This is a genomic window from Halomonas denitrificans, assembly GCF_003056305.1.
In the GTDB taxonomy this organism is placed as follows: Bacteria; Pseudomonadota; Gammaproteobacteria; order Pseudomonadales; family Halomonadaceae; genus Halomonas; species Halomonas denitrificans.
The window spans coordinates 148,295-167,369 of record NZ_PYVX01000005.1 but is presented as its reverse complement, the minus strand read 5'-3'; the positions used below and the strand labels follow the sequence as shown (position 1 = coordinate 167,369).

Sequence of the window (19,075 nt, the reverse complement as noted above, 5' to 3'; positions counted from 1 at the left end):
GCACTGCAACGACATCGCCCCGGCCAGCCGGCCGGGGCGATGTCGTGAGGCATTGCCCAATTCGAACGGTGGGGATCATCAGCCGGTGTTGCGAAGCCCCGCCGCGATGCCCGCCATGGTGACCATCAGGGCCCGCGACAGATCCGCGCTGATGGCGCCGTCGGCGTCCCGGTTACGCTGCAACAGCTCCGCCTGGAGGCCATGGAGCGGGTCGATGTAGGGGTTGCGCACGTCGATGGCCTGGCGGATCAGCGGCGTGCCCTCCAGCAGTTCCTGCTGGTCGAGCACCTGGAGCACCGCCTCCTGGAGACGGCCGAAGCGCGTCCGCAGCCGCTCCCCCAGCGCCTTCAGGGCTGGCTCGTCGACCAGGCGATGCTCGTAGTAGGCGGCGATGTCGACGTCGGCCTTGGCCAGCAGCATCTCCAGCATGTCCAGGTAGGTGCCGAAGAAGGGCCACTCCTTGCGCATCTCGCGCAAGAGCTCGAGGCCCCCCGGCGTCTCCAGCCGCTCGCTGAAGGCCTCGCCGCTGCCGAGCCAGGCCGGCAGCATCAGGCGGGTCTGGGTCCAGGCGAAGATCCAGGGGATCGCCCGCAGGGTCTCCACCCCGCCATCCTGGCGGCGCTTGGTCGGCCGCGAGCCGAGCGGCAGGCGGCCGAGCGCCCCCTCCGGGGTCACCGAGCGGAAGTAGGGCACGAAGTCGGGATCCTCGCGCACCACGCTCACGTAGGCGCCGTGGGCCACCTTGGCCAGGCGATCCATCTCCTCGCGCCACTCCGCCCGGGGCGACGGCGGCGGCAGCAGGCTCGCCTCGAGCACCGCGCAGGCGTAGATCTCCATGGAGCGCAGGGCGATCTCCGGCTGGCCGAACTTGAAGCGGATCATCTCGCCCTGCTCGGTCACCCGCAGGCTGCCGTTCACCGAGCCCGGCGGCTGGGAGAGGATGGCCGCGTGGGCCGGGCCGCCGCCGCGACCGACGGTGCCACCGCGGCCGTGGAACAGTGTAAGGTCGACGCCGTGGCGCTCGCACACCTCCACCAGGGTCTCCTGGGCGCGGTACTGGGCCCAGGCGGCGGCCAGCTGGCCGGCGTCCTTGGCGGAGTCCGAGTAGCCGATCATCACCTCCTGGGTGTCGCCGGCCAGGGCGCGATAGCCCGGCAGCGCCAGCAGGTGATCGATGACCTCGCCGGCGTGATCGAGATCGTCGAGGGTCTCGAAGAGCGGCGCGATGGGCAGGCTGACCGTGCCGCCCACCTCCTTCATCAGCAGCGCCACGGTCAGCACGTCGGAGGGCTGTCCGGCCATGGAGATGATGTAGGTGCCGAGCGCCTCGCGGTGCTCCGAGGCGATCACCCGGAAGGTGTCGATCACCTCGCGGGACTCCGCCGAGCACTCCCAACGCCGCGGGATCAGCGGCCGCCGCGAGCCCAGCTCGGCGAGCAGGAACTCCTGGCGCTTGGCCTCGTCCCAGTCACGATAGTGGCCGAGGCCCAGGCCGTCGGTGAGCTCCTCCATCACCTGGGCGTGGCGGCTGGCCTCCTGGCGCAGGTCGAGCTTGGTCAGGGTCACGCCGAACACCGCGACGCGGCGCAGGGTGTCGAGCAGCACACCGTTGGCGATGGTGTCCAGGCCGACGTCACACAGCGAGCGATAGCAGGCCAGCAGCGGTGCGTAGAGCTGGTCGCGGGTCTCGATGATGGGGGCGTCGTCGACGCTGCGCCCGTCGAGCTGGGCCTTGGCCCAGTCGCGCGTCGCCTCGACCCGGGTCACCAGGCGTTTGAGCAGCTCCCGGTAGGGCTCGGCCACCTCGCCCACTTCGGCGCGCAGCGCGCTGTTGGCCTTCCACATGGAGAGCTCGGCCTTGAGCTGCTCGAGGTCACGCAGGTAGAGGTCGGCGGCCATCCAGCGGCCCAGCAGCAGCACTTCCCGGGTGACCTTGGCGGTGACGTTGGGGTTGCCGTCGCGGTCACCGCCCATCCAGGAGGCGAAGCGGATCGGCGCGGCATCCAGCGGCAGGCGCTCGCCGGCGGTCTCCAGCAGCAGGTTGTCGAGGTCGCGATGGAAGTCGGGCACCGCCTGCCACAGCGAGTTCTCGATCACCGCGAAGCCCCACTTGGCCTCGTCCACCGGGGTCGGCCGCTCGTGGCGGATCTCGTCGGTGTGCCAGGCCTGGCTGATCAGCTCCTCCAAGCGCCCCTGGGCGCGCACGCCGCGCTCCGGGTAGTCGGCGGAGGACTCGATGGCAGTCAGGCAGTCGTCGATGGCGTCGTACTTCTGGATCAGGGTGCGCCGGATGACCTCGGTGGGATGGGCGGTGAGCACCAGCTCGACGCGCATGCCGGCGAGGCTCTCGACCAGCTTGCGCGGCGAGTGGCCCTCGCCCCGGGCGCGCTCGAGCAGCTCGGAGAGCACCGGCTGGGTGCCGGGCCGGTAGTCCTCGACCCGGCGGAAGCGCGCCCGGTAGTGCTGCTCGGCGATGTTGGCGAGGTTGAGGAACTGGTTGAAGGCGCGGGTGACCGGCAGCAGGTCGCGGTCGGGCAGCTGGCGCAGGTACTCGATCAGCTCGCGCTGGCTGCCGTGCTCGCCCTGGCGGCCACGCTTGGCGAAGCCGCGAATGGCCTCGATGCGATCGACGAAGCCCGGCCCGAGATCATCGGCGATGGTGCGTCCGAGGCTGTCGCCCAGGATACGAACGTTGTCACGCAGCGATTCATGCAGATCATGGCTCATGGCCGGGTCTCTCCTTGCGGCGATTCCTTGAGGGGGACGTCGTGTCGCTTGGCCGCCTGCCAGTGCCGCTCCATCGCCGCGAGCCCCGCCTCGGGCAGCGGCACGTCCTCGGCGGCCAGCGCCGCCTCGACGTGGCGAAAGCGTCGCTCGAACTTGGCGTTGGTGTGGCGCAGGCACTGCTCGGGATCGGCCTTGAGGGTGCGCGCCAGGTTGGTCACGGCGAACAGCAGGTCCCCCACCTCCTCGGTGGCGTGGTCGCGGTCTCCCTCGGCCAGCGCCTGCTCGACCTCGTCGAGCTCCTCGCGGATCTTGGCCAGCACGCCGCGGGCATCGGGCCAGTCGAAACCGACCCGCGCCGCCCGCTTGGAGAGCTTGGCGGCCCGCGAGAGCGCCGGCAGGGTCCGCGGCACGTCGTCGAGCACCGACGCGGGCTCGGGCGCGTCTTGCGCCCGCTCCGCGCGCTCCTCGGCCTTCAGCGACTCCCAGCGCGAGTGCACCTGCCGGGTCTCGACCTCGGCGGCGCTCGCGCCCTCGCGGCGCGAGGCGAGGGTGCCGTCGGGGAAGACGTGGGGATGACGATGCAGCATCTTGGCGGTGAGGGTGTCGATGACGTCGTGGAAGTCGAAGCGCCCCTCCTCGGCCGCGAACTGGCTGTAGTAGACCACCTGGAAGAGCAGGTCGCCGAGCTCGCCGGGCAGCTCGTCGAAGGCGCGCCGCTCGATGGCGTCGGCGACCTCGTAGGCCTCCTCGAGGGTGTGGGGCACGATGGAGTCCCAGTCCTGCTGGACGTCCCAGGGGCAGCCCTGCTCGGGGTCGCGCAGCACGGCCATCAGCTCCAGCAGGTGATGCAGGTCGTGGCGGGTGTCGCTCATGTGGCCTTCCTCTTGCCCTTGCCCCTGCCCTTCTTGCCGCCGTCGCGCAGACGCCGCACCTCGATGACATTGGGCAGCTGCTGGATGCGCGAGAAGAGCCGCCCCAGGGTCTCCAGGCCGTCGACCTCGACGGTGATGGACATGCGGGCGATGCCGTCGTCGGTATCGGTGAGAGTGTTGACGGAGAGCACGTTGACGCGGTCGTTGCCGAGCACGCCGGTGACGTCGCGCAAGAGCCCCGAGCGGTCCCAGGCCTGGATCTCGATGTCCACGGGGTACTGGGTGCGGGCGCGCTCCCCCCACTCCACCTCGATGATGCGTTGCGGCTCATCGATACGCAACTGGAGGATATTGGGGCAGTCCTGTCGGTGCACGGTGACGCCGCGCCCCTGGGTGATGAAGCCGACGATGGCCTCGCCGGGCACCGGATGGCAGCAGTTGGCCATGCTGGTCTTCAGGTTGCCCACGCCGAGCACGGTGATGTCGCCGCCGCTTCCCTTGGCGCCGGCCTTGCGCGGCTTGGCCAGCAGGCGGTCGAGCTGCTCCTGGTCGTCGCTCTCGCCGAACAGCTGCTGGGCCTGGTGCAGCACCTGGCCGATGCGCAGGTCGCCGGCCCCCAGGGCGGCATACATGTCCTCCGGGGTCGGGTAGTTGACCTTGTTGGCCAGGCGGGTGAGGTCCATGCCCTCGACGTCGAGCCGCTTCATCTCGCGCTCGAACAGCGCCCGGCCCTCCTCGAGGTTGCGGTCGCGCGCCTGCAGCTTGAACCAGGCCTGGATCTTGGCGCGGGCCCGGGAGGTGCGCACGTAGCCGAGGCTGGGGTTGAGCCAGTCGCGGCTCGGCCCGCTCTTGCTGGCGGTGAGGATCTCCACCTGCTGGCCGGTCTTGAGGCGGTAGGTGAGCGGCACGATGCGCCCGTCGACCTTGGCGCCGCGACAGCGATGCCCCACCTCGGTGTGCACCCGGTAGGCGAAGTCGATGGGCGTGGCCACCCGCGGCAGGTCGATGACGTGGCCATCGGGGGTGAAGACGTAGATGCGGTCCGGTGCGACGTCGCTGGTCAGCCCCTCGCGCAGGTCGCCGAAGTCGCCGACCTCCTCGTGCCACTCAAGCACCTGGCGCAGCCAGGCGATCTTCTCCTCGTAGCTGGCGCTGCGGGCGCTGGTGTCGTGCCCCTTGTAGCGCCAGTGGGCGCAGACCCCGAGCTCGGCCTCCTCGTGCATGGCGAAGGTGCGGATCTGGATCTCCAGCACCTTGCTCTCCGGGCCGAACACCGCGGTGTGCAGCGACTGATAGCCGTTCTTCTTGGGGTTGGCGATGTAGTCGTCAAACTCGTTGGGCACGTGGTGCCAGCGCGAGTGGACGATGCCCAGCACCGTGTAGCAGTCGCTCACCTCGGGCACCAGGATGCGCACCGCGCGGATGTCGTGGACCTGGGAGAAGTCGATGCGCTTGCGCTTCATCTTCCGCCAGATCGAATAGATGTGCTTGGCGCGGCCGTCGACCTGATAGCGGCGGATGCCCTGGGCCGACATCAGCGACTTGAGGGTCTCCACCACCTCGCTGATATAGCGGTCGCGGTCCTGGCGCCGCTCGGCCAGCTGCCGGGCGATGGCCTTGTAGTCCTCCTCGTGCAGGTAGCGAAAGGAGAGATCCTCGAGCTCCCACTTGAGGTGGCCGATGCCCAGCCGGTGGGCCAGCGGGGCATAGATGTCGAACACCTCGCGGGCCACCTGCAGGCGCTTTTCGCGGGGGGCGTCGCGCACCTGACGCAGCGCGCACGTGCGCTCGGCGATCTTGATCAGGGCGACCCGCACGTCGTCGATCAGGTTGACCAGCATCTTGCGCAGGTTGTCCTGCTGGTCGTGCTGGGTCAGGCCCTGGCTGGGCGCCTGGAAGGTACTGATGGCGGCCATCTGCAGCACGCCGTCGATCAGCCCGGCCACCTCGCGGCCGAAGCGCTTCTCGACCTCGGCGAGGCCGATCAGCCCCTCGCGCACCGCCCGATAGAGCACCGCGGCCTCCAGCGCCGGCTGGTCGAGCTTGAGCTCGCCGAGGATATCGGCCATCTCGAGCCCCATGCGAAAGCTCGAGCCATCCACGAGCCAGGTCTTGTGGGGGCGCCCCGAGACCTGCTCCAGGTGCTGGGCGAGCCGGCAGGCCTGCTCCATCTCGGCGACGTCGCGCAGCTTCACGTCGTCCTGCAGGCGCGTCAGCCACAGGTCGACATCGACCGCGCCGTCCCGGGTCAACGGCTGGTCCTCACGCACTTTAACCATCGCTCGGCGCTCCTTGGGGGTCGCGAGTCGAGCCCGTGAACTCGAACATCAGCATGGATTCCAGATGGGAGGTGTGCACGAACATGTCGGCGACCGCCGCGCGCACGATCCGGTATCCGCCCTGCACGAGGTGTGCCGCATCCCGGGCGAGCGTCGCCGGGTCGCAGGAGACATACAGCAGGTGCGCCACCGGATGCGCCACCAGCGCCTGGCTCGCCGCCTCGGCGCCCTCCCGGGGGGGATCCAGCACCACCACCTCGGGCCGCGCCGCGGCGAGCAGCGCGCGCACCGCCGCCGGATCGCCGAGGTCGGCCTGATGCGCGTCGATCGCCAGGCCGTTGGCCGTGGCATTGCCGGCCAGGCGCTCGACCATCGCCGGGCTGCCCTCCGCGGTGGTGACCCGGGCGCCGGCGGCGGCCAGCGGCAGGCTGAAGTTGCCGATCCCGGCGAAGAGGTCGAGCAGCCGGGCCTCGCCGAGATGCGGCGAGAGCCAGGCGAGCGCGGCGCCGACCATCAGGCGATTGACCTCGGCGTTGGCCTGGAGGAAGTCACCGGGTTCGACGCGAAGCGCCATCTCGCCGGCCGGCCCCGGCACGTGGCAGGCGAGCGCCGGCATGGGCGTCAGCCATTCGAGGCTCGGCGCCTCGCGGCCCAGCCAGCGGGCGAGGTGCACGCCCTGGGCCGCGGCGAAGGCCTGCCAGCGCCGGGTGTCGGCCGCATGGTCGCGCAGCTGGCGCACCAGCAGCACCACGCCGCGGTCGCTCTCGAGAAGCTCGAGGTGCCCGACCTGGCGCGGCGCCTCGAGCTCCGCGAGCTGCCGGTGCAGGGGAGCGAGCAGCGCCTCCAGGGCCGGCACCAGCACGCTGCAGGTCTCGATGTCGACGAGGCGATGGGTGTGGCGGGCGCGAAAGCCGAGGTGCACCCCGCCGTCGGCATCGACCTTGACGCCCAGGCGGGCACGCCGGCGATAGTCCTCGCCCGTCCCGGCCAGCAGCTCGGGCGCGTTATCCAGCGCGATGCCCTGGCGCCCCAGCAGCTCCGTGAGCACCGCCTGCTTGTGGCGGCGCTGGGCCGGCAGGGCGAGGTGCTGAAGGTCGCAGCCGCCGCAGCGAGCGAAGTGGGGACAGGGCGGCGCCGCGCGCTCGTCCGAGGGGGTCACGAGCTCCCGCACGTGCGCCTCGTCGAAGCGCTTGCGGGTGCGGTGCACGGCCACCCTCACCCGCTCGCCCGGCAGCGCCCCCTCGACGAACACCGTCTTGCCCTGGTCGGTGCGGGCCACGCCTCGCCCGTCGTGGGCCAGGCCCTGGATCGTCAGCAGGTCGGGTTCCTGCTCCCGGGCGGCGGCGGGCGCCTGGCGGTCATCGGCCTTTCGCCCCTGCAGCCCCGAGACGCCCGACGCAGCCCGTTTCGGTCGACGCTTGCCCAGCATGGCCATCTCAGCGCTCCGGGGCGAAGAGGCCGGTGGACAGGTAGCGGTCGCCGCGGTCGCAGACGATGAAGGCGATCACCGCATTCTCCACCTCGGCGGCGATGCGCAGCGCGCCGGCGAGCGCGCCGCCGGAGGAGACCCCGGCCAGGATGCCCTCTTCCCGGGCCAGGCGCCGCATGTGCTCCTCGGCCTCGCGCTGGCCGATGTCCAGCACCCGGTCAACGCGGCTGGCGTCGAAGATGCTCGGCAGGTACTCCGGCGGCCAGCGGCGGATGCCGGCGATGCTGGCCCCGTCCTCGGGCTGCAGGCCGATGATCTGCACCTCGGGGTTGCGCTCCTTGAGGTAGCGCGACACGCCCATGATGGTGCCGGTGGTGCCCATGGAGCAGACGAAGTGGGTGATGGTGCCGCCGGTCTGCTCCCACAGCTCCGGCCCGGTGGTGCGGTAGTGGGCCAGGGGGTTGTCGGGGTTGGCGAACTGGTTCAGCGGCTTGCCCTCGCCGCGGGCGACCATGGTCTCGGCCAGGTCGCGGGCCTCCTCCATGCCCCCCTTCTCGCTCACCTCGATCAGCTCGGCCCCGTAGGCGGCCATGGCCTGCTTGCGCTCGGCGGAGGCGTTCTCGGGCATGATCAGCACCAGGCGATAGCCCATGATGGCGGCGGCCATCGCCAGGGCGATGCCGGTGTTGCCGGAGGTCGCCTCGATCAGGGTGTCGCCGGAGACGATCTCGCCCCGCGCCTCGGCCTGCTGGATCATGGAGAGCGCCGGGCGATCCTTGACCGATCCGGCGGGGTTGTTGCCCTCCAGCTTGGCCAGCAGGGTGTTGCCGCGCCCGGCGGTGATGCGCTTGAGACGGACCAGCGGCGTATGGCCGACGGTCTCCTCGAGGGTGGGGAAATGCATGTAACCTTCCTGATGATCTCGTCTTTTCGGCATTATATCCGTGCCACCCCATGCTGGACAGGCGTCCACCCCCGCTGTGGCATACTGGGGGCCGATCCACCGCCCGAAAAGCCCGCCATGTCCCTGAAGACGCGCCTGATGCTGTCGATCCTCGGCCTGCCGATGCTGCTGCTGACGCTGCTCGCCGGGGTGACCGTGGTCCTCGTGGACCGTCAGGACCAGGCGGTGCTGCGCGAGACCCTGGCCCGGGGCACGGCGCTGCTTGCCCCGAGCCTGGGAGAGGCGCTGGCCGACGGCGACGACCGGGCCGTGTCGCGCCTGGCCGAGCGACTGATGGCCCTGCCCCATGTCCAGGCGCTGGGCATCCGGGACGGCCAGGGGCAGCCAAGCGTCACCCTCGGCCCCTTCGGCGAGCCGCCGGCGGCGCCGCCGGAGGCGAGCGCGCGCCTGCTCGAGCAGGGCCTTGCCTGGCGGTGGCAGGTACCGCTGCCGAGCGCGGGGCCGGCGCCGGCCTGGCTGACCCTGGACGTCGATGCCACGCCGCTGCTGCTCTCGCGCTACCGGCTGATGGCCAGTGCCGGGCTGGTGCTGATGCTCGCCGGCCTGCTGCTGCTGCTGATCGGGTTCGCCGTCACCCGGCGGGTCACCCAGCCCCTGGAGGATGCCGAGCGGGCCCTCGAGCGCCTCGCCTTCGGCCGGGTGCCCACGCGGCTGGCGATGCCGGCCGCCCCGGAGCTCGGCGCGTTGACCCGGCGCGTCAACGACCTCGCCGACCATCTGGCCGCGTCCCGGGACGACCTGCAGGCGCAGATCGAGCAGGCCACCACCGAGCTCCAGGAGTCGATGGAGACCATCGAGGTCCAGAACATCGAGCTGGACATGGCCCACCGCCGCGCCGTCGAGGCCAACCGGGTCAAGTCGGAGTTCCTGGCCAACATGAGCCACGAGATCCGCACCCCCCTCAACGGCATCGTCGGCTTCTGCCGCCTGCTGGGACGCTCGCGACTGGAGCCACGCCAGCGCGAGTGGCTGGACCACGTGCAGCGCGCCTGCGACAACCTACTGATGCTGGTCAACGACGTGCTGGACTTCTCGAAGCTGGAGGCCGGCCGGGTCGAGCTTGAGACACTGCCGCTGGACATGGTCGCCCTGGTCGACGAGGTGCTGGGCCTGCAGGCGCCGCTCGCCCAGCACAAGCCCCTGCAGCTGCTCGGCCTGGTCTACGACGACGTGCCCGCCGACCTCAAGGGCGACCCGCTGCGCGTCCGCCAGGTGATCACCAACCTGGTCAACAACGCCGTGAAGTTCACCGACCGGGGCGAGGTGATCGTGCGCGTCATGCTGGAGGAGAGCGAGCCCGGCCGGGTGGTGCTGCGCATCGACGTTAGCGACACCGGCATGGGCCTCGACGAGGCGGCGCGCCAGCGCCTCTTCCAGGCCTTCCACCAGACCGATGCCAGCCACTCCCGGGAGTTCGGCGGCACGGGGCTGGGGCTCGCCATCAGTCGCCAGCTGGTCGAGCGGATGGGCGGCAAGCTGAGCGTGGAGAGCACCCCCGGGGAGGGCTCGACCTTCTCATTCACCCTGCCGCTGGCGGGGGATGCCGAGGCCGAACGCCCCCCCGAACTGCAGCTGCCGGGCGCTACCGTCGTGCTCGACGAACCCCATCCGCCGACCCGACGGGCCCTCGAGCACCTGATGCGTCGCGGGGGTGCGCGGGTTGTCACGGCGACCCAGGCCGCCGCCGAGCCCGGGATCGCGCTGGCCGTGGTGGCGCTGAACGCCGAGGACCTCGAGGCCGCCCCTCTCGAGGCGTGGCACCGGCGCCTGGAGCGCTTCGCCTGCCCCGCCCTGCTGCTGGTCAACGCCGGCCCAGCCGACTTCCCGGCCCTGCCCCTGCCGCACGGCGGCGAGGTGCTGGCCAAGCCGGTCGCCCGCGCCACCCTGTCGCAGGCAATGCGCCGCCACCTGGCGAACGCGCCCCAGGTCCTGCCCGCCCCGGTGCCCCCCGCCGCCCCCTCGGCCGCGGCGCGGCTGCTGGTGGTCGACGACAGCGAGTCCAACCGCCTGCTGATGCGCGAACTGCTGAACGAGGCCGGCATCGCGGTGACCCTGGCGGCGAGTGGCGCCGAGGCGCTGTCGCTGGCGCGCCAGCAGCGCTTCGATCTGGTGCTGATGGATATCCGCATGGCCGGCATGGACGGCCTGGAGACGACCCGGGCGCTGCGCCGGCTCGGCGGGGAGTGGCGGCGGGTGCCGATCGTCGCCGTCACCGCGCACGTGCAGGGGGAACAGCGGCGCACGCTGCTGGAGAGCGGACTCGACGAGGTGCTGATCAAGCCGCTGGAGCCCCGGCGGCTCGTCCGATTGCTCGAGGAGACCCTGGGCCTCACGCTGCCTTCGGGCGACCTTCCCCAGGCGACGCCGCCGGAGACGCCCCCGCCGGAGGCGGGGCAGGAGCTGGCCGTGGTCGACCTGGAGATCGGCACGCGCCTCGCCGGGGGGCGCGAGGCGCTGGCGCGGGAGCTGCTCGAGAAACTGGCCGACTCGCTGCCGGAGAGTGAGCGGGCCATCCGCGAGGCCGTGGCGGGTCGCGACGACGAGGCCCTGCTGGATGCCCTGCACGCCCTGAACGGCGCCTGCCGCTACTGCGGCACCCCGCGCCTGGGGCTGCTGGCGGAGACCCTGGAGACCCGCCTGCGATCACGCGGCCGGGAGGCCGTGACGGCGCTGCTGCCCGACCTCTATGCGGCCATGGCCGAGCTGCGCCGCTGGCAGGCGGATCAGCCCTCGAGCACCACGAAGGCCGTGGCCAGCGCTTCCTCGTCGGAGAGTGACAGGTGAAGGGCACGCACGCCGGCCGCCTCGGCCAGCGCCTGGGCCCTGCCGGAGAGCACCAGCGAGGGGCGCCCCAGGGCGTCGTTGACCACCTGGATCTCGGTCCAGCGCATGCCACGGCGCAGCCCCGTGCCGAGCGCCTTGACGAAGGCCTCCTTGGCGGCGAAGCGCTTGGCCAGGAAGGCCGCCGGCAGGCCGTGGTCGCGTAGGCGCTCCCGCTCGAGCTCGCCGAGCAGGCGCTCGGCGAAGCGCTCGCCGTGACGCGCCATGGCCCGCTCGAAGCGGGCCACCCGGGCGATATCGGTGCCGATGCCGATGATCATCGGCAGCAGCCTGCCTCGTCGGCGTGATCATGGTCATGATCGTGCTCGTCGAGCGCCGCCACCAGGCCGGCTTCCTGGCCGGCGATGGCCAGCCGCTTCATCTCGGCCACCGCCTCCTTGAGGCCGACGAAGAGCGACCGGGCGATGATCGCGTGGCCGATGTTGAGCTCATGGACGCCGGGCAGCGCGGCGATCGCCTCGACGTTGTGGTAGTGCAGGCCGTGGCCGGCATTGACGGTGAGGCCGAGCTCGGCGGCCATCTCGGCGCCAGCGGCGAGCCGCGCGTACTCGTCGCGGGCCGCCTGGCCCGTGGCCTCGGCGTAGGCGCCGGTATGCAGCTCGATCACCGGTGCCCCGGCCCTGGCGGCGGCGGCGATCTGCTCGGGCTCGGGGTCGATGAACAGCGATACCTCGCAGCCCGCCGCCGCCAGGCGCCGACAGGCCGCGCCGATCTCCTCGGCGCCGCCCGCGACGTCGAGCCCGCCCTCGGTGGTCAGCTCCTCGCGCTTCTCCGGTACCAGGCAGACGTGGGCGGGGCGCAGCTCCTCGGCCAGGCGCAGCATCTCCTCGGTCACGGCCATCTCGAGGTTCATGCGGGTGTTGAGCACCTCGGCCAGCAGGCGCACGTCTCGCTCCTGGATGTGGCGACGGTCCTCGCGCAGGTGCACGGTGATGCCGTCGGCGCCCGCCTCCTCGGCGAGCAGGGCCGCCTGGACGGGGTCGGGGTAGCGGGTGCCCCGGGCCTGGCGAAGGGTGGCGATGTGGTCGATGTTGACGCCGAGCAGGATGCGCGGGGGATGCATGCAGACTCTCCTGGCTGAAAGGGGGAACGATGGGGAAATCAGACGGTTGAAGGCGATGGCCGGGGCCGTGGTCGGGCCGACTTCGACGCCAAGTGTGACGGCTCGGGCGCGTGGAGTGAAGCGGGCCGGCTCGGCGGCGCGCGCCGCGCTCAGCCGACCCCGCCACGCCGCCGCCCGGCCAGCTGGACCATCAGCTCCCGGGAGCGCAGCGGGCGCGAGCCGAGCAGCGGCGCCAGGGCCCGGCGCGTCACCGCCTTGGCCGGCCCGGCGAGCCCCGGCTCGTCCCAGCCGTCCCGGGCCAGCAGCCGGAGGGTACGCCCGTCGATGCCACGCTCGGCGGCCACGAAGGCCCGCGAGGCGTGATCCAGGTCGTAGCGCCCCTGGGGGTCGAGCTCGCCCCCCTCGGGATCGGTGAAGCGCGGCAGCGCGTCCAGCGACTCGAGCACCGCCACCTCCAGCCGACGCAGCGAGGCGGCCCGGCCGTCGGGGCGCGGCAGCGCCTCCAGCATGGCGGTGTAGTAGGCGAAGACCTCGGCGACGGGCAGCTCCACCGGCAGCACCCGGGTCAGCAGCTCGTTGGCATAGAGCCCGCACAGCAGCCCTTCGCCTGCCAGCAGCGCCGCGCTGCCGCGCCCCTCCATCAGCCGCAGGCGCTTGAGCTCGCCCTCCCCGACCCAGGTGACGTGCATCGGGGCGAAGGGCTGCAGCCGACCCCGGGCGCGACTGCCCGGACGCTGCACGCCCTGGGCGACGGCCCGCACCCGGCCGTGCCGGAGGGTCAGCAGCTCGACCAGGGCGCTGGTCTCGCGATAGGGACGCTTGTGCAACAGGAAGGCCGGTTCCGGGGTCATCGCGGCGTCATGGCATCAGTCCAGGTCGTAGCCCAGGCTCTTCAGGGCCCGCTCGTCGTCGGACCAGCCGCTCTTGACCTTGACCCAGAGGTTGAGCATCACCTTGGCGCCCAGGGCGCGCTCCATGTCGAGGCGCGCCTCGCGGCCGATGCTCTTGATGCGGTCGCCCTTCTCGCCGATCAGGATCTTCTTCTGACCGGCCCGCTCGACCAGGATCAGGGCGCTGATGTGCACCACCCGTCCCTCGTCGCGGAACTCCTCGATCTCCACCGTCATCTGGTAGGGCAGCTCGTCGCCGAGCTGGCGCATCACCTTCTCGCGCACCAGTTCGGCGGCCAGGAAGCGCTGGCTCTTGTCGGTGACCTGGTCCTCGGGGAAGAAGTGCACGCTCTCGGGCAGGTGCTTGGCGACCTCTGCCTCGAGCTCGGGCACGTTGGTACCGTGCTTGGCGGAGATCGGCACGATGGCGGCGAAGTCGCGGCGCGCGCCGACCTCCTCGAGCCAGGGCAGCAGGCTGGCCTTGTCCTGCAGGCGGTCGACCTTGTTGACGGCCAGGATCACCGGCGCCTCGACGTGCTCCAGGCGCTTGAGCACCACCTGATCCTCGTCGCTCCAGCGGGTGCGATCGATGATGAAGACCACGCAGTCGACGTCGCGCAAGGCCTGCACGGCGGCCTGGTTCATGAAACGGTTGATCGCCTTGTTGCGATCCTTGGCCAGGATGTGGATGCCCGGGGTATCGACGTAGATGAACTGCGCCTCTTCCACGGTCTTGATGCCCATCACCTGGTGCCGCGTGGTCTGGGGGCGGCGCGAGGTGATGGAGATCTTCTGGCCGAGGATCCGGTTCATCAGCGTCGACTTGCCGACGTTGGGACGGCCGACGATGGCCACGAAACCGCAGGTGGAGGTCATGACGGGCTCCCGGTCCCGAGGGACTTGGTCGGTTCGAGCTGGGACAGGGCCTGTTCGGCGGCCTGCTGCTCGGCGTGGCGCCGGCTCGAGCCGACCCCGCGGGTGTGCTCGTCGAGCACCTCGACATGGCACTCGACGGTGAAGGTCTGGGCGTGCGCCTCGCCCTCCACCGAGGTCACCTCGTAGCGCGGCAGGGCCACCTGTCGCGACTGCAGGAACTCCTGCAGGCGGGTCTTGGGATCCTTCTGGGTATCCTCGAGGCTGATCGCCTCCAGGCGCTCGGCGTACCAGGAGAGCACGCGGGTGCGGGCCGTCTCCATGCCGGCATCCAGGTAGATCGCGCCGAGCACCGCCTCGACGGCATCGGCGAGGATCGAGTCGCGGCGGTGTCCCCCGCTCTTCATCTCGCCGGAGCCGAGCCGCAGGCACTCGCCGAAGGCCATCTCGCGGGCCAGCTCGGCCAGCGTCTTGCCCTTGACCAGGCGCGCGCGCAGCCGTGACAGCTGCCCTTCCCGCGCCTGGGGAAAGCGCCGGAAGAGCGCCTCCGCGATGACGAAGTTGACGATCGAGTCACCGAGAAACTCGAGGCGTTCGTTGTTCTGACCGCCGTAACTGCGGTGCGTCATGGCCAGTTCGAGCAGACCGGAATCGGCGAACGCATGACCGATGCGGCGGCTGAAGGCGTTGAGGGAGTTGCTCACGGAGCTCCTGAATACGTCGATATCGAAAGGGTGTGTTCTCACGCCGGGCCCGACATCCGGTCGGGCCCGGCCGGCGGGCCGGGCGTCCAGGGCTACTGGATGCGGCGCACGCTGGTGAAGCTCGGCAGGCCGCCGTCCCAGTGCATCCAGACGGCGAAGGCCTTGCCGACGATGTTCTCCTCCGGCACGAAGCCCCAGTAGCGGCTGTCGTTGGAGTGATCGCGGTTATCGCCCATGGTGAAGTAGTGGCCTTGGGGCACCACGAGCTCGCGCACCTGGGGACCGGGGTCCCGAGGATTATTGTAGATACGGTGCTCACGCTCGCCCAGCTGCTCGGCCAGCAGCAGCTCGGTGGGCGCCTTGACGGGCCCGGCCTCGAGCAGCCGCTTGGGCACCGCCTCGCCATTGACGAAGAGCTGCTTGTCCTCGTAGCGGATCCGGTCGCCCGGGAGGCCCACGACGCGCTTGATGAAGTTCACCGAAGGCTCGTCGGGGAAGCGGAACACCATGACGTCGCCCCGCTCGGGGTCGTCGACCTCGACGAAGCGGGTGTTGATCACCGGCAGCCGCAGGCCGTAGGCGAACTTGTTGACCAGGATGAAGTCGCCGATCTCCAGCGTCGGGCGCATGGAGCCCGAGGGGATCTGGAACGGCTCGACCAGAAAGCTCCTGAGCAGCAGCACCACCAGCAGCACCGGGAAGAAGGAGCGGGCGTAGTCGACCGGCCAGGGCTCCTTGATCGCCCGTTCCCGTGCCTGCTCGCCGAGTCCCTCGGTGGTGCCGGCCTCGACCGTGGCCAGCCGCTGCCGGCGGGCGGGACGCCACCAGAGCAGATCGAGCAGCCAGATCACTCCGGTGACGGCCACGGCCACCACCAGCATCAAAGAGAAGTCCATGCGGTTATCCGTCCCTAGTCATTGACCCTGAGCACGGCAAGGAAGGCATCCTGGGGAATCTCCACCCGGCCGACCTGCTTCATGCGTTTCTTGCCCGCCTTCTGCTTCTCGAGCAGCTTCTTCTTGCGGCTCACGTCGCCACCGTAGCACTTGGCGGTGACGTTCTTGCGCAGCGCCTTGACGGTGGAGCGCGCCACCACCTGGCCGCCGATGGCGGCCTGGATGGCCACGTCGAACATCTGGCGCGGGATCAGCTCCTTCATCTTCTCGACCAGCAGGCGCCCCCGGCTGTGGGCGTGGTCGCGATGGATGATCACCGCCAGGGCATCGACGCGGTCGCCGTTGATCAGCACGTCCAGGCGCACCAGCTTGGCCTCCTGGAAGCGCTCGAAGTTGTACTCCAGGGAGGCATAGCCCTTGGAGATCGACTTCAGGCGATCGAAGAAGTCCATCACCACCTCGGACATGGGCAGCTCGTAGGTAAGCTGGATCTGGCTGCCGAGGAACTGCATGTCGAGCTGGGTGCCGCGGCGCTGCTCGCACTCGGTGATGACGTTGCCGACGAACTCCTGGGGCACCAGGATGCTGGCGCGCACGATGGGCTCGCGCATCTCCTCCACGTCGGCCATGTCGGGCAGCTTGGAGGGGTTGGCGACGTAGACGATCTCGCCGTTCTTCATCGCGAGTTCGTAGACCACCGTGGGCGCGGTGGTGAGCAGGTCCAGGTCGTACTCGCGCTCCAGGCGCTCCTGGACGATCTCCATGTGCAGGGTGCCGAGGAAGCCGACCCGGAAGCCGAAGCCCAGGGCGTCGGAGTTCTCCGGCTCGTAGTCCAGCGAGGCATCGTTCAACGCCAGCTTCTCCAGGGCGTCGCGGAAGTCCTCGTAGTCGTCGGCGCTGACCGGGAACATGCCGGCGTAGACCTGGGGCTTGACCTTCTGGAAGCCGGGCAGGCGAGGAACGTCCGGGGTCTTGGTGTGGGTGATGGTATCGCCCACCGGCGCGCCATGGATGTCCTTGATGCCGGCGACCACGAAGCCGACCTCGCCGGCGCGCAGGATGCCGGTCTCCTTGCGCAGCGGCGTGAAGATGCCGACCTCGCTGGCGGGCCAGTCGCGGCCGGTGGAGGTCATGCGGATCTTGTCGCCCTTCTTCAGGGTGCCGTCGAAGATCCGCACCAGGGAGACCACCCCCAGGTAGTTGTCGAACCAGGAGTCGATGATCAGCGCCTGCAGCGGCGCGCGGGGATCACCCTTGGGGGGCGGGATGTCGCGCACCAGGCGCTCGAGCAGCGCGTCGATGCCCAGGCCGCTCTTGGCCGAGACCTGGCAGGCGTCGGTGGCGTCCAGCCCGATGATCTCCTCGATCTCGTGGGCCACCTTGTCCGGGTCGGCCTGGGGCAGGTCCATCTTGTTGAGCACCGGCAGCACCTCGAGGCCCTGCTCGATGGCGGTGTAGCAGTTGGCCACCGACTGGGCCTCGACGCCCTGGCCGGCGTCCACCACCAGCAGCGCCCCTTCGCAGGCGTAGAGCGAGCGAGAGACCTCGTAGGAGAAGTCCACGTGGCCCGGGGTGTCGATGAAGTTGAGCTGATAGACGTTGCCGTCCTCGGCATGGTAGTCCAGCGTCACCGACTGGGCCTTGATGGTGATCCCGCGCTCACGCTCGAGGTCCATGGAGTCGAGCACCTGCTCCTTGAGCTCACGCTCGGTCAGGCCACCGCAGGTCTGGATCAGCCGGTCGGCCAGGGTCGACTTGCCGTGGTCGATGTGGGCGATGATCGAGAAGTTACGGATGTGCTTGAGGGGATCGGAGGTTGCGTCTTGGGACATCGAGTCGATTCTGCCTTGTGGGTGTCGGGCCACGGCCGACCCGACGGATCGCTAAGCGGTCGGCTGGCGGGGCTCTGATGGAATGGGCGCCATTGTAGCGGGATGCGCCTGCCAGATACAGCGACCCGACGGCGGCAGCCGTCGGGTCGCGATCATGCCAGGCCGATCACGGGCCTGTATTGCACCAGCGAGCGGTCGGCTCAGTCGCCGGCCAGCCGCATGGCCACAAACATCGAGCGGCCGTCGCGGAAGAGGCGCACCGGCATCGCCCGATCCTCGGGCAGCTCGGCCACCAGGCCAGCGAGCTGGTCGGGATCCTCGACGGCACGGTGGTCGATGCTGACCAGCACGTCGCCGACGCGCAGCCCCGCTGCTGCCGCGGCGCCGCTCGGATCGACCTCGACGACGCGCACGCCGTGCTCGATGCCCAGCGTCTCGCGCTCGTTCTCCTCCAGCGCCTGCACGGCGATGCCGAGCCGGCCCGGGCCCTCCTCCGGGGCGGCCGCGGCGGTCTCGCCCCGGGCGTCCGGCCACTCGCCGAGGGTCACGGTCTCCTGGCGGCGCTCGCCGTCACGCAGCAGGGTCAGCTCGACCTCGTCGCCCGGCGCCACCTGGCCGATCAGGCGCGGCAGGGTGCTGGACTGGTCCACCTCGCGGCCGTTGACCGAGAGGATCACGTCGCCGGCCTGGAGGCCCCCGCGGGCCGCCGGCCCCTCGGGATCCAGGTCGGCGATCAGCGCGCCTTCCGCGGTCTCCATGCCGAAGGACTCGGCCAGGTCGCGGGAGACCGGCTGGATCATCACGCCGAGCCAGCCGCGGCTGACCTGGCCGTCGTCGCGGAGCTGGTCGGCCACGTCCATGGCGACGTTGATCGGGATCGCAAAGGAGAGCCCCATGTAGCCGCCGCTGCGGGTGAGGATCTGCGAGTTCACCCCGATCACCTCGCCATCGAGGTTGAAGAGCGGACCGCCGGAGTTGCCCGGGTTGATGGCCACGTCGGTCTGGATGAAGGGCACGTAGGCGTCCCGCGGCAGGGTGCGGTCGATGGCGCTGATGATGCCGGCGGTCACCGAATGATCGAAGCCGAAGGGCGAGCCGATGGCCGCCACCCACTGGCCGACGCGCAGATCGTCGGAGTCGCCGAGGGCCAGGGTGGGCAGGTTGTCGGCATCGACCTTGAGCACGGCGACGTCGGTCTTGGCATCGGCGCCGACCAGCTCGGCCTGGAGCTCCCGGCGGTCGTTGAGGCGCACCACGATCTCATCGGCCCCGTCGACGACGTGGGCGTTGGTCATGACGTAGCCGTCCTCGTCGATGATGAACCCCGAGCCCAGCGACTGGCGCTCCTCGCTGGGACGCTGACCGTGCCCGGGCGGCGTCGGGAACTGATCGCCGAAGCGATCGCCGAAGAAGTGACGGAAGATCTCGGGGATCTCGCGGCCGCCGAATTCGTGGAAGGACGGGCCACGCCCTTCCACCGTGCGCGTGGTGGAGATATTGACCACCCCGGGGGCGGCCTCCTCGACCAGCTCGGTGAAGTCCGGCAGGTCCCTGGCCATGGCCGATTGCCAGGCCAGTAGTGCCGTGGCCAGCAGCATCCAGAGGGAGAGATGTCGCGTCATGCGTTTCATGAAGCACTCCTGGTTCGACTGGGAGAGAGATAAGTGGGGCGCGTGCATGTTCCTACCGCACGCGCGCCAAAAGG

14 protein-coding genes are annotated in these 19,075 nt (G+C 70.5%); 1 reads left to right on the top strand and 13 read right to left on the bottom strand.

Translation table 11 applies throughout. The features are described from left to right. Positions 1 to 78 precede the first annotated feature (78 nt). Genes ppc through cysM form a run of 5 tightly spaced genes read right to left on the bottom strand, consistent with a single transcriptional unit; the run spans position 79 to position 8,211 of the window. Complete coding sequence (gene ppc / locus C9F13_RS14095) at positions 79 to 2,727, bottom strand: phosphoenolpyruvate carboxylase (protein WP_108446906.1); 2,649 nt, start codon at positions 2,725 to 2,727, stop codon at positions 79 to 81. Continuing rightward, a complete protein-coding gene (mazG, locus tag C9F13_RS14090; RefSeq protein WP_108446905.1) occupies positions 2,724 to 3,599 on the bottom strand; it encodes a nucleoside triphosphate pyrophosphohydrolase in 876 nt (291 codons plus the stop codon). Before mazG ends, ppc begins: the two co-directional genes overlap by 4 nt. Further along, positions 3,596 to 5,878 carry a GTP diphosphokinase gene (gene relA, locus C9F13_RS14085; RefSeq protein WP_108446904.1) on the bottom strand — a complete coding sequence of 761 codons (2,283 nt, stop codon included), beginning with the start codon at positions 5,876 to 5,878 and terminating at the stop codon, positions 3,596 to 3,598. The genes mazG and relA overlap by 4 nt, the downstream gene beginning before the upstream one ends. After that, positions 5,871 to 7,313 carry a TRAM domain-containing protein gene (locus C9F13_RS14080; RefSeq protein WP_108446903.1) on the bottom strand — a complete coding sequence of 481 codons (1,443 nt, stop codon included), beginning with the start codon at positions 7,311 to 7,313 and terminating at the stop codon, positions 5,871 to 5,873. Before C9F13_RS14080 ends, relA begins: the two co-directional genes overlap by 8 nt. A gap of 1 nt (position 7,314) precedes the next feature. Further along, positions 7,315 to 8,211, bottom strand: a complete 897-nt coding sequence (gene cysM / locus C9F13_RS14075) for a cysteine synthase CysM (protein ID WP_108446902.1) — start codon at positions 8,209 to 8,211, stop codon at positions 7,315 to 7,317. 117 nt (positions 8,212 to 8,328) lie between these two features. On the opposite strand from cysM, the gene C9F13_RS14070 reads away from it, so the two are divergent. Beyond that, positions 8,329 to 11,055 (top strand): ATP-binding protein, encoded by a 2,727-nt coding sequence (locus C9F13_RS14070; protein ID WP_108446901.1) that lies wholly within the window; start codon positions 8,329 to 8,331, stop codon positions 11,053 to 11,055. Here the strand turns inward: C9F13_RS14070 and C9F13_RS14065 are convergent. The 8 genes from C9F13_RS14065 to C9F13_RS14030 all read right to left on the bottom strand — a co-directional run bounded on the left by C9F13_RS14065 (position 10,995) and on the right by C9F13_RS14030 (position 19,001). After that, positions 10,995 to 11,372, bottom strand: a complete 378-nt coding sequence (locus C9F13_RS14065; protein ID WP_108446900.1) for a holo-ACP synthase — start codon at positions 11,370 to 11,372, stop codon at positions 10,995 to 10,997. The genes C9F13_RS14070 and C9F13_RS14065 overlap by 61 nt on opposite strands. Then, entirely contained in the window at positions 11,369 to 12,175 is an 807-nt protein-coding gene (gene pdxJ / locus C9F13_RS14060; RefSeq protein ID WP_108446899.1) for a pyridoxine 5'-phosphate synthase, read from the bottom strand. The genes C9F13_RS14065 and pdxJ overlap by 4 nt, the downstream gene beginning before the upstream one ends. Positions 12,176 to 12,324: 149 nt before the next feature. Further along, entirely contained in the window at positions 12,325 to 13,026 is a 702-nt protein-coding gene (gene recO / locus C9F13_RS14055) for a DNA repair protein RecO (RefSeq protein ID WP_108446898.1), read from the bottom strand. A gap of 15 nt (positions 13,027 to 13,041) precedes the next feature. After that, on the bottom strand, positions 13,042 to 13,941 hold the full coding sequence (gene era / locus C9F13_RS14050; protein ID WP_108446897.1) for a GTPase Era: 900 nt from the start codon (positions 13,939 to 13,941) through the stop codon (positions 13,042 to 13,044). Next, positions 13,938 to 14,642 (bottom strand): ribonuclease III, encoded by a 705-nt coding sequence (gene rnc / locus C9F13_RS14045; RefSeq protein WP_108446896.1) that lies wholly within the window; start codon positions 14,640 to 14,642, stop codon positions 13,938 to 13,940. Before rnc ends, era begins: the two co-directional genes overlap by 4 nt. Before the next feature lie 92 nt (positions 14,643 to 14,734). Then, on the bottom strand, positions 14,735 to 15,538 hold the full coding sequence (lepB, locus tag C9F13_RS14040; protein WP_108446895.1) for a signal peptidase I: 804 nt from the start codon (positions 15,536 to 15,538) through the stop codon (positions 14,735 to 14,737). A 14-nt stretch (positions 15,539 to 15,552) separates the two neighbouring features. Further along, on the bottom strand, positions 15,553 to 17,370 hold the full coding sequence (gene lepA / locus C9F13_RS14035) for a translation elongation factor 4 (protein WP_108446894.1): 1,818 nt from the start codon (positions 17,368 to 17,370) through the stop codon (positions 15,553 to 15,555). Between the two features lie 200 nt (positions 17,371 to 17,570). Next, complete coding sequence (locus tag C9F13_RS14030) at positions 17,571 to 19,001, bottom strand: DegQ family serine endoprotease (RefSeq protein ID WP_108446893.1); 1,431 nt, start codon at positions 18,999 to 19,001, stop codon at positions 17,571 to 17,573. Between the last annotated feature and the right edge of the window lie 74 nt (positions 19,002 to 19,075).

Coding starts and splice junctions, on each gene's coding strand:
- C9F13_RS14070 (WP_108446901.1), top strand. CDS start 8,329: ATGTCCCTGAAGACGCGCCTGATGCTGTCGATCCTCGGCCTGCCGATG.
- C9F13_RS14080 (WP_108446903.1), bottom strand. CDS start 7,313: ATGGCCATGCTGGGCAAGCGTCGACCGAAACGGGCTGCGTCGGGCGTC.
- lepB (WP_108446895.1), bottom strand. CDS start 15,538: ATGGACTTCTCTTTGATGCTGGTGGTGGCCGTGGCCGTCACCGGAGTG.
- relA (WP_108446904.1), bottom strand. CDS start 5,878: ATGGTTAAAGTGCGTGAGGACCAGCCGTTGACCCGGGACGGCGCGGTC.
- ppc (WP_108446906.1), bottom strand. CDS start 2,727: ATGAGCCATGATCTGCATGAATCGCTGCGTGACAACGTTCGTATCCTG.
- pdxJ (WP_108446899.1), bottom strand. CDS start 12,175: ATGCATCCCCCGCGCATCCTGCTCGGCGTCAACATCGACCACATCGCC.
- cysM (WP_108446902.1), bottom strand. CDS start 8,211: ATGCATTTCCCCACCCTCGAGGAGACCGTCGGCCATACGCCGCTGGTC.
- lepA (WP_108446894.1), bottom strand. CDS start 17,370: ATGTCCCAAGACGCAACCTCCGATCCCCTCAAGCACATCCGTAACTTC.
- mazG (WP_108446905.1), bottom strand. CDS start 3,599: ATGAGCGACACCCGCCACGACCTGCATCACCTGCTGGAGCTGATGGCC.
- C9F13_RS14030 (WP_108446893.1), bottom strand. CDS start 19,001: ATGAAACGCATGACGCGACATCTCTCCCTCTGGATGCTGCTGGCCACG.
- C9F13_RS14065 (WP_108446900.1), bottom strand. CDS start 11,372: ATGATCATCGGCATCGGCACCGATATCGCCCGGGTGGCCCGCTTCGAG.
- era (WP_108446897.1), bottom strand. CDS start 13,941: ATGACCTCCACCTGCGGTTTCGTGGCCATCGTCGGCCGTCCCAACGTC.
- recO (WP_108446898.1), bottom strand. CDS start 13,026: ATGACCCCGGAACCGGCCTTCCTGTTGCACAAGCGTCCCTATCGCGAG.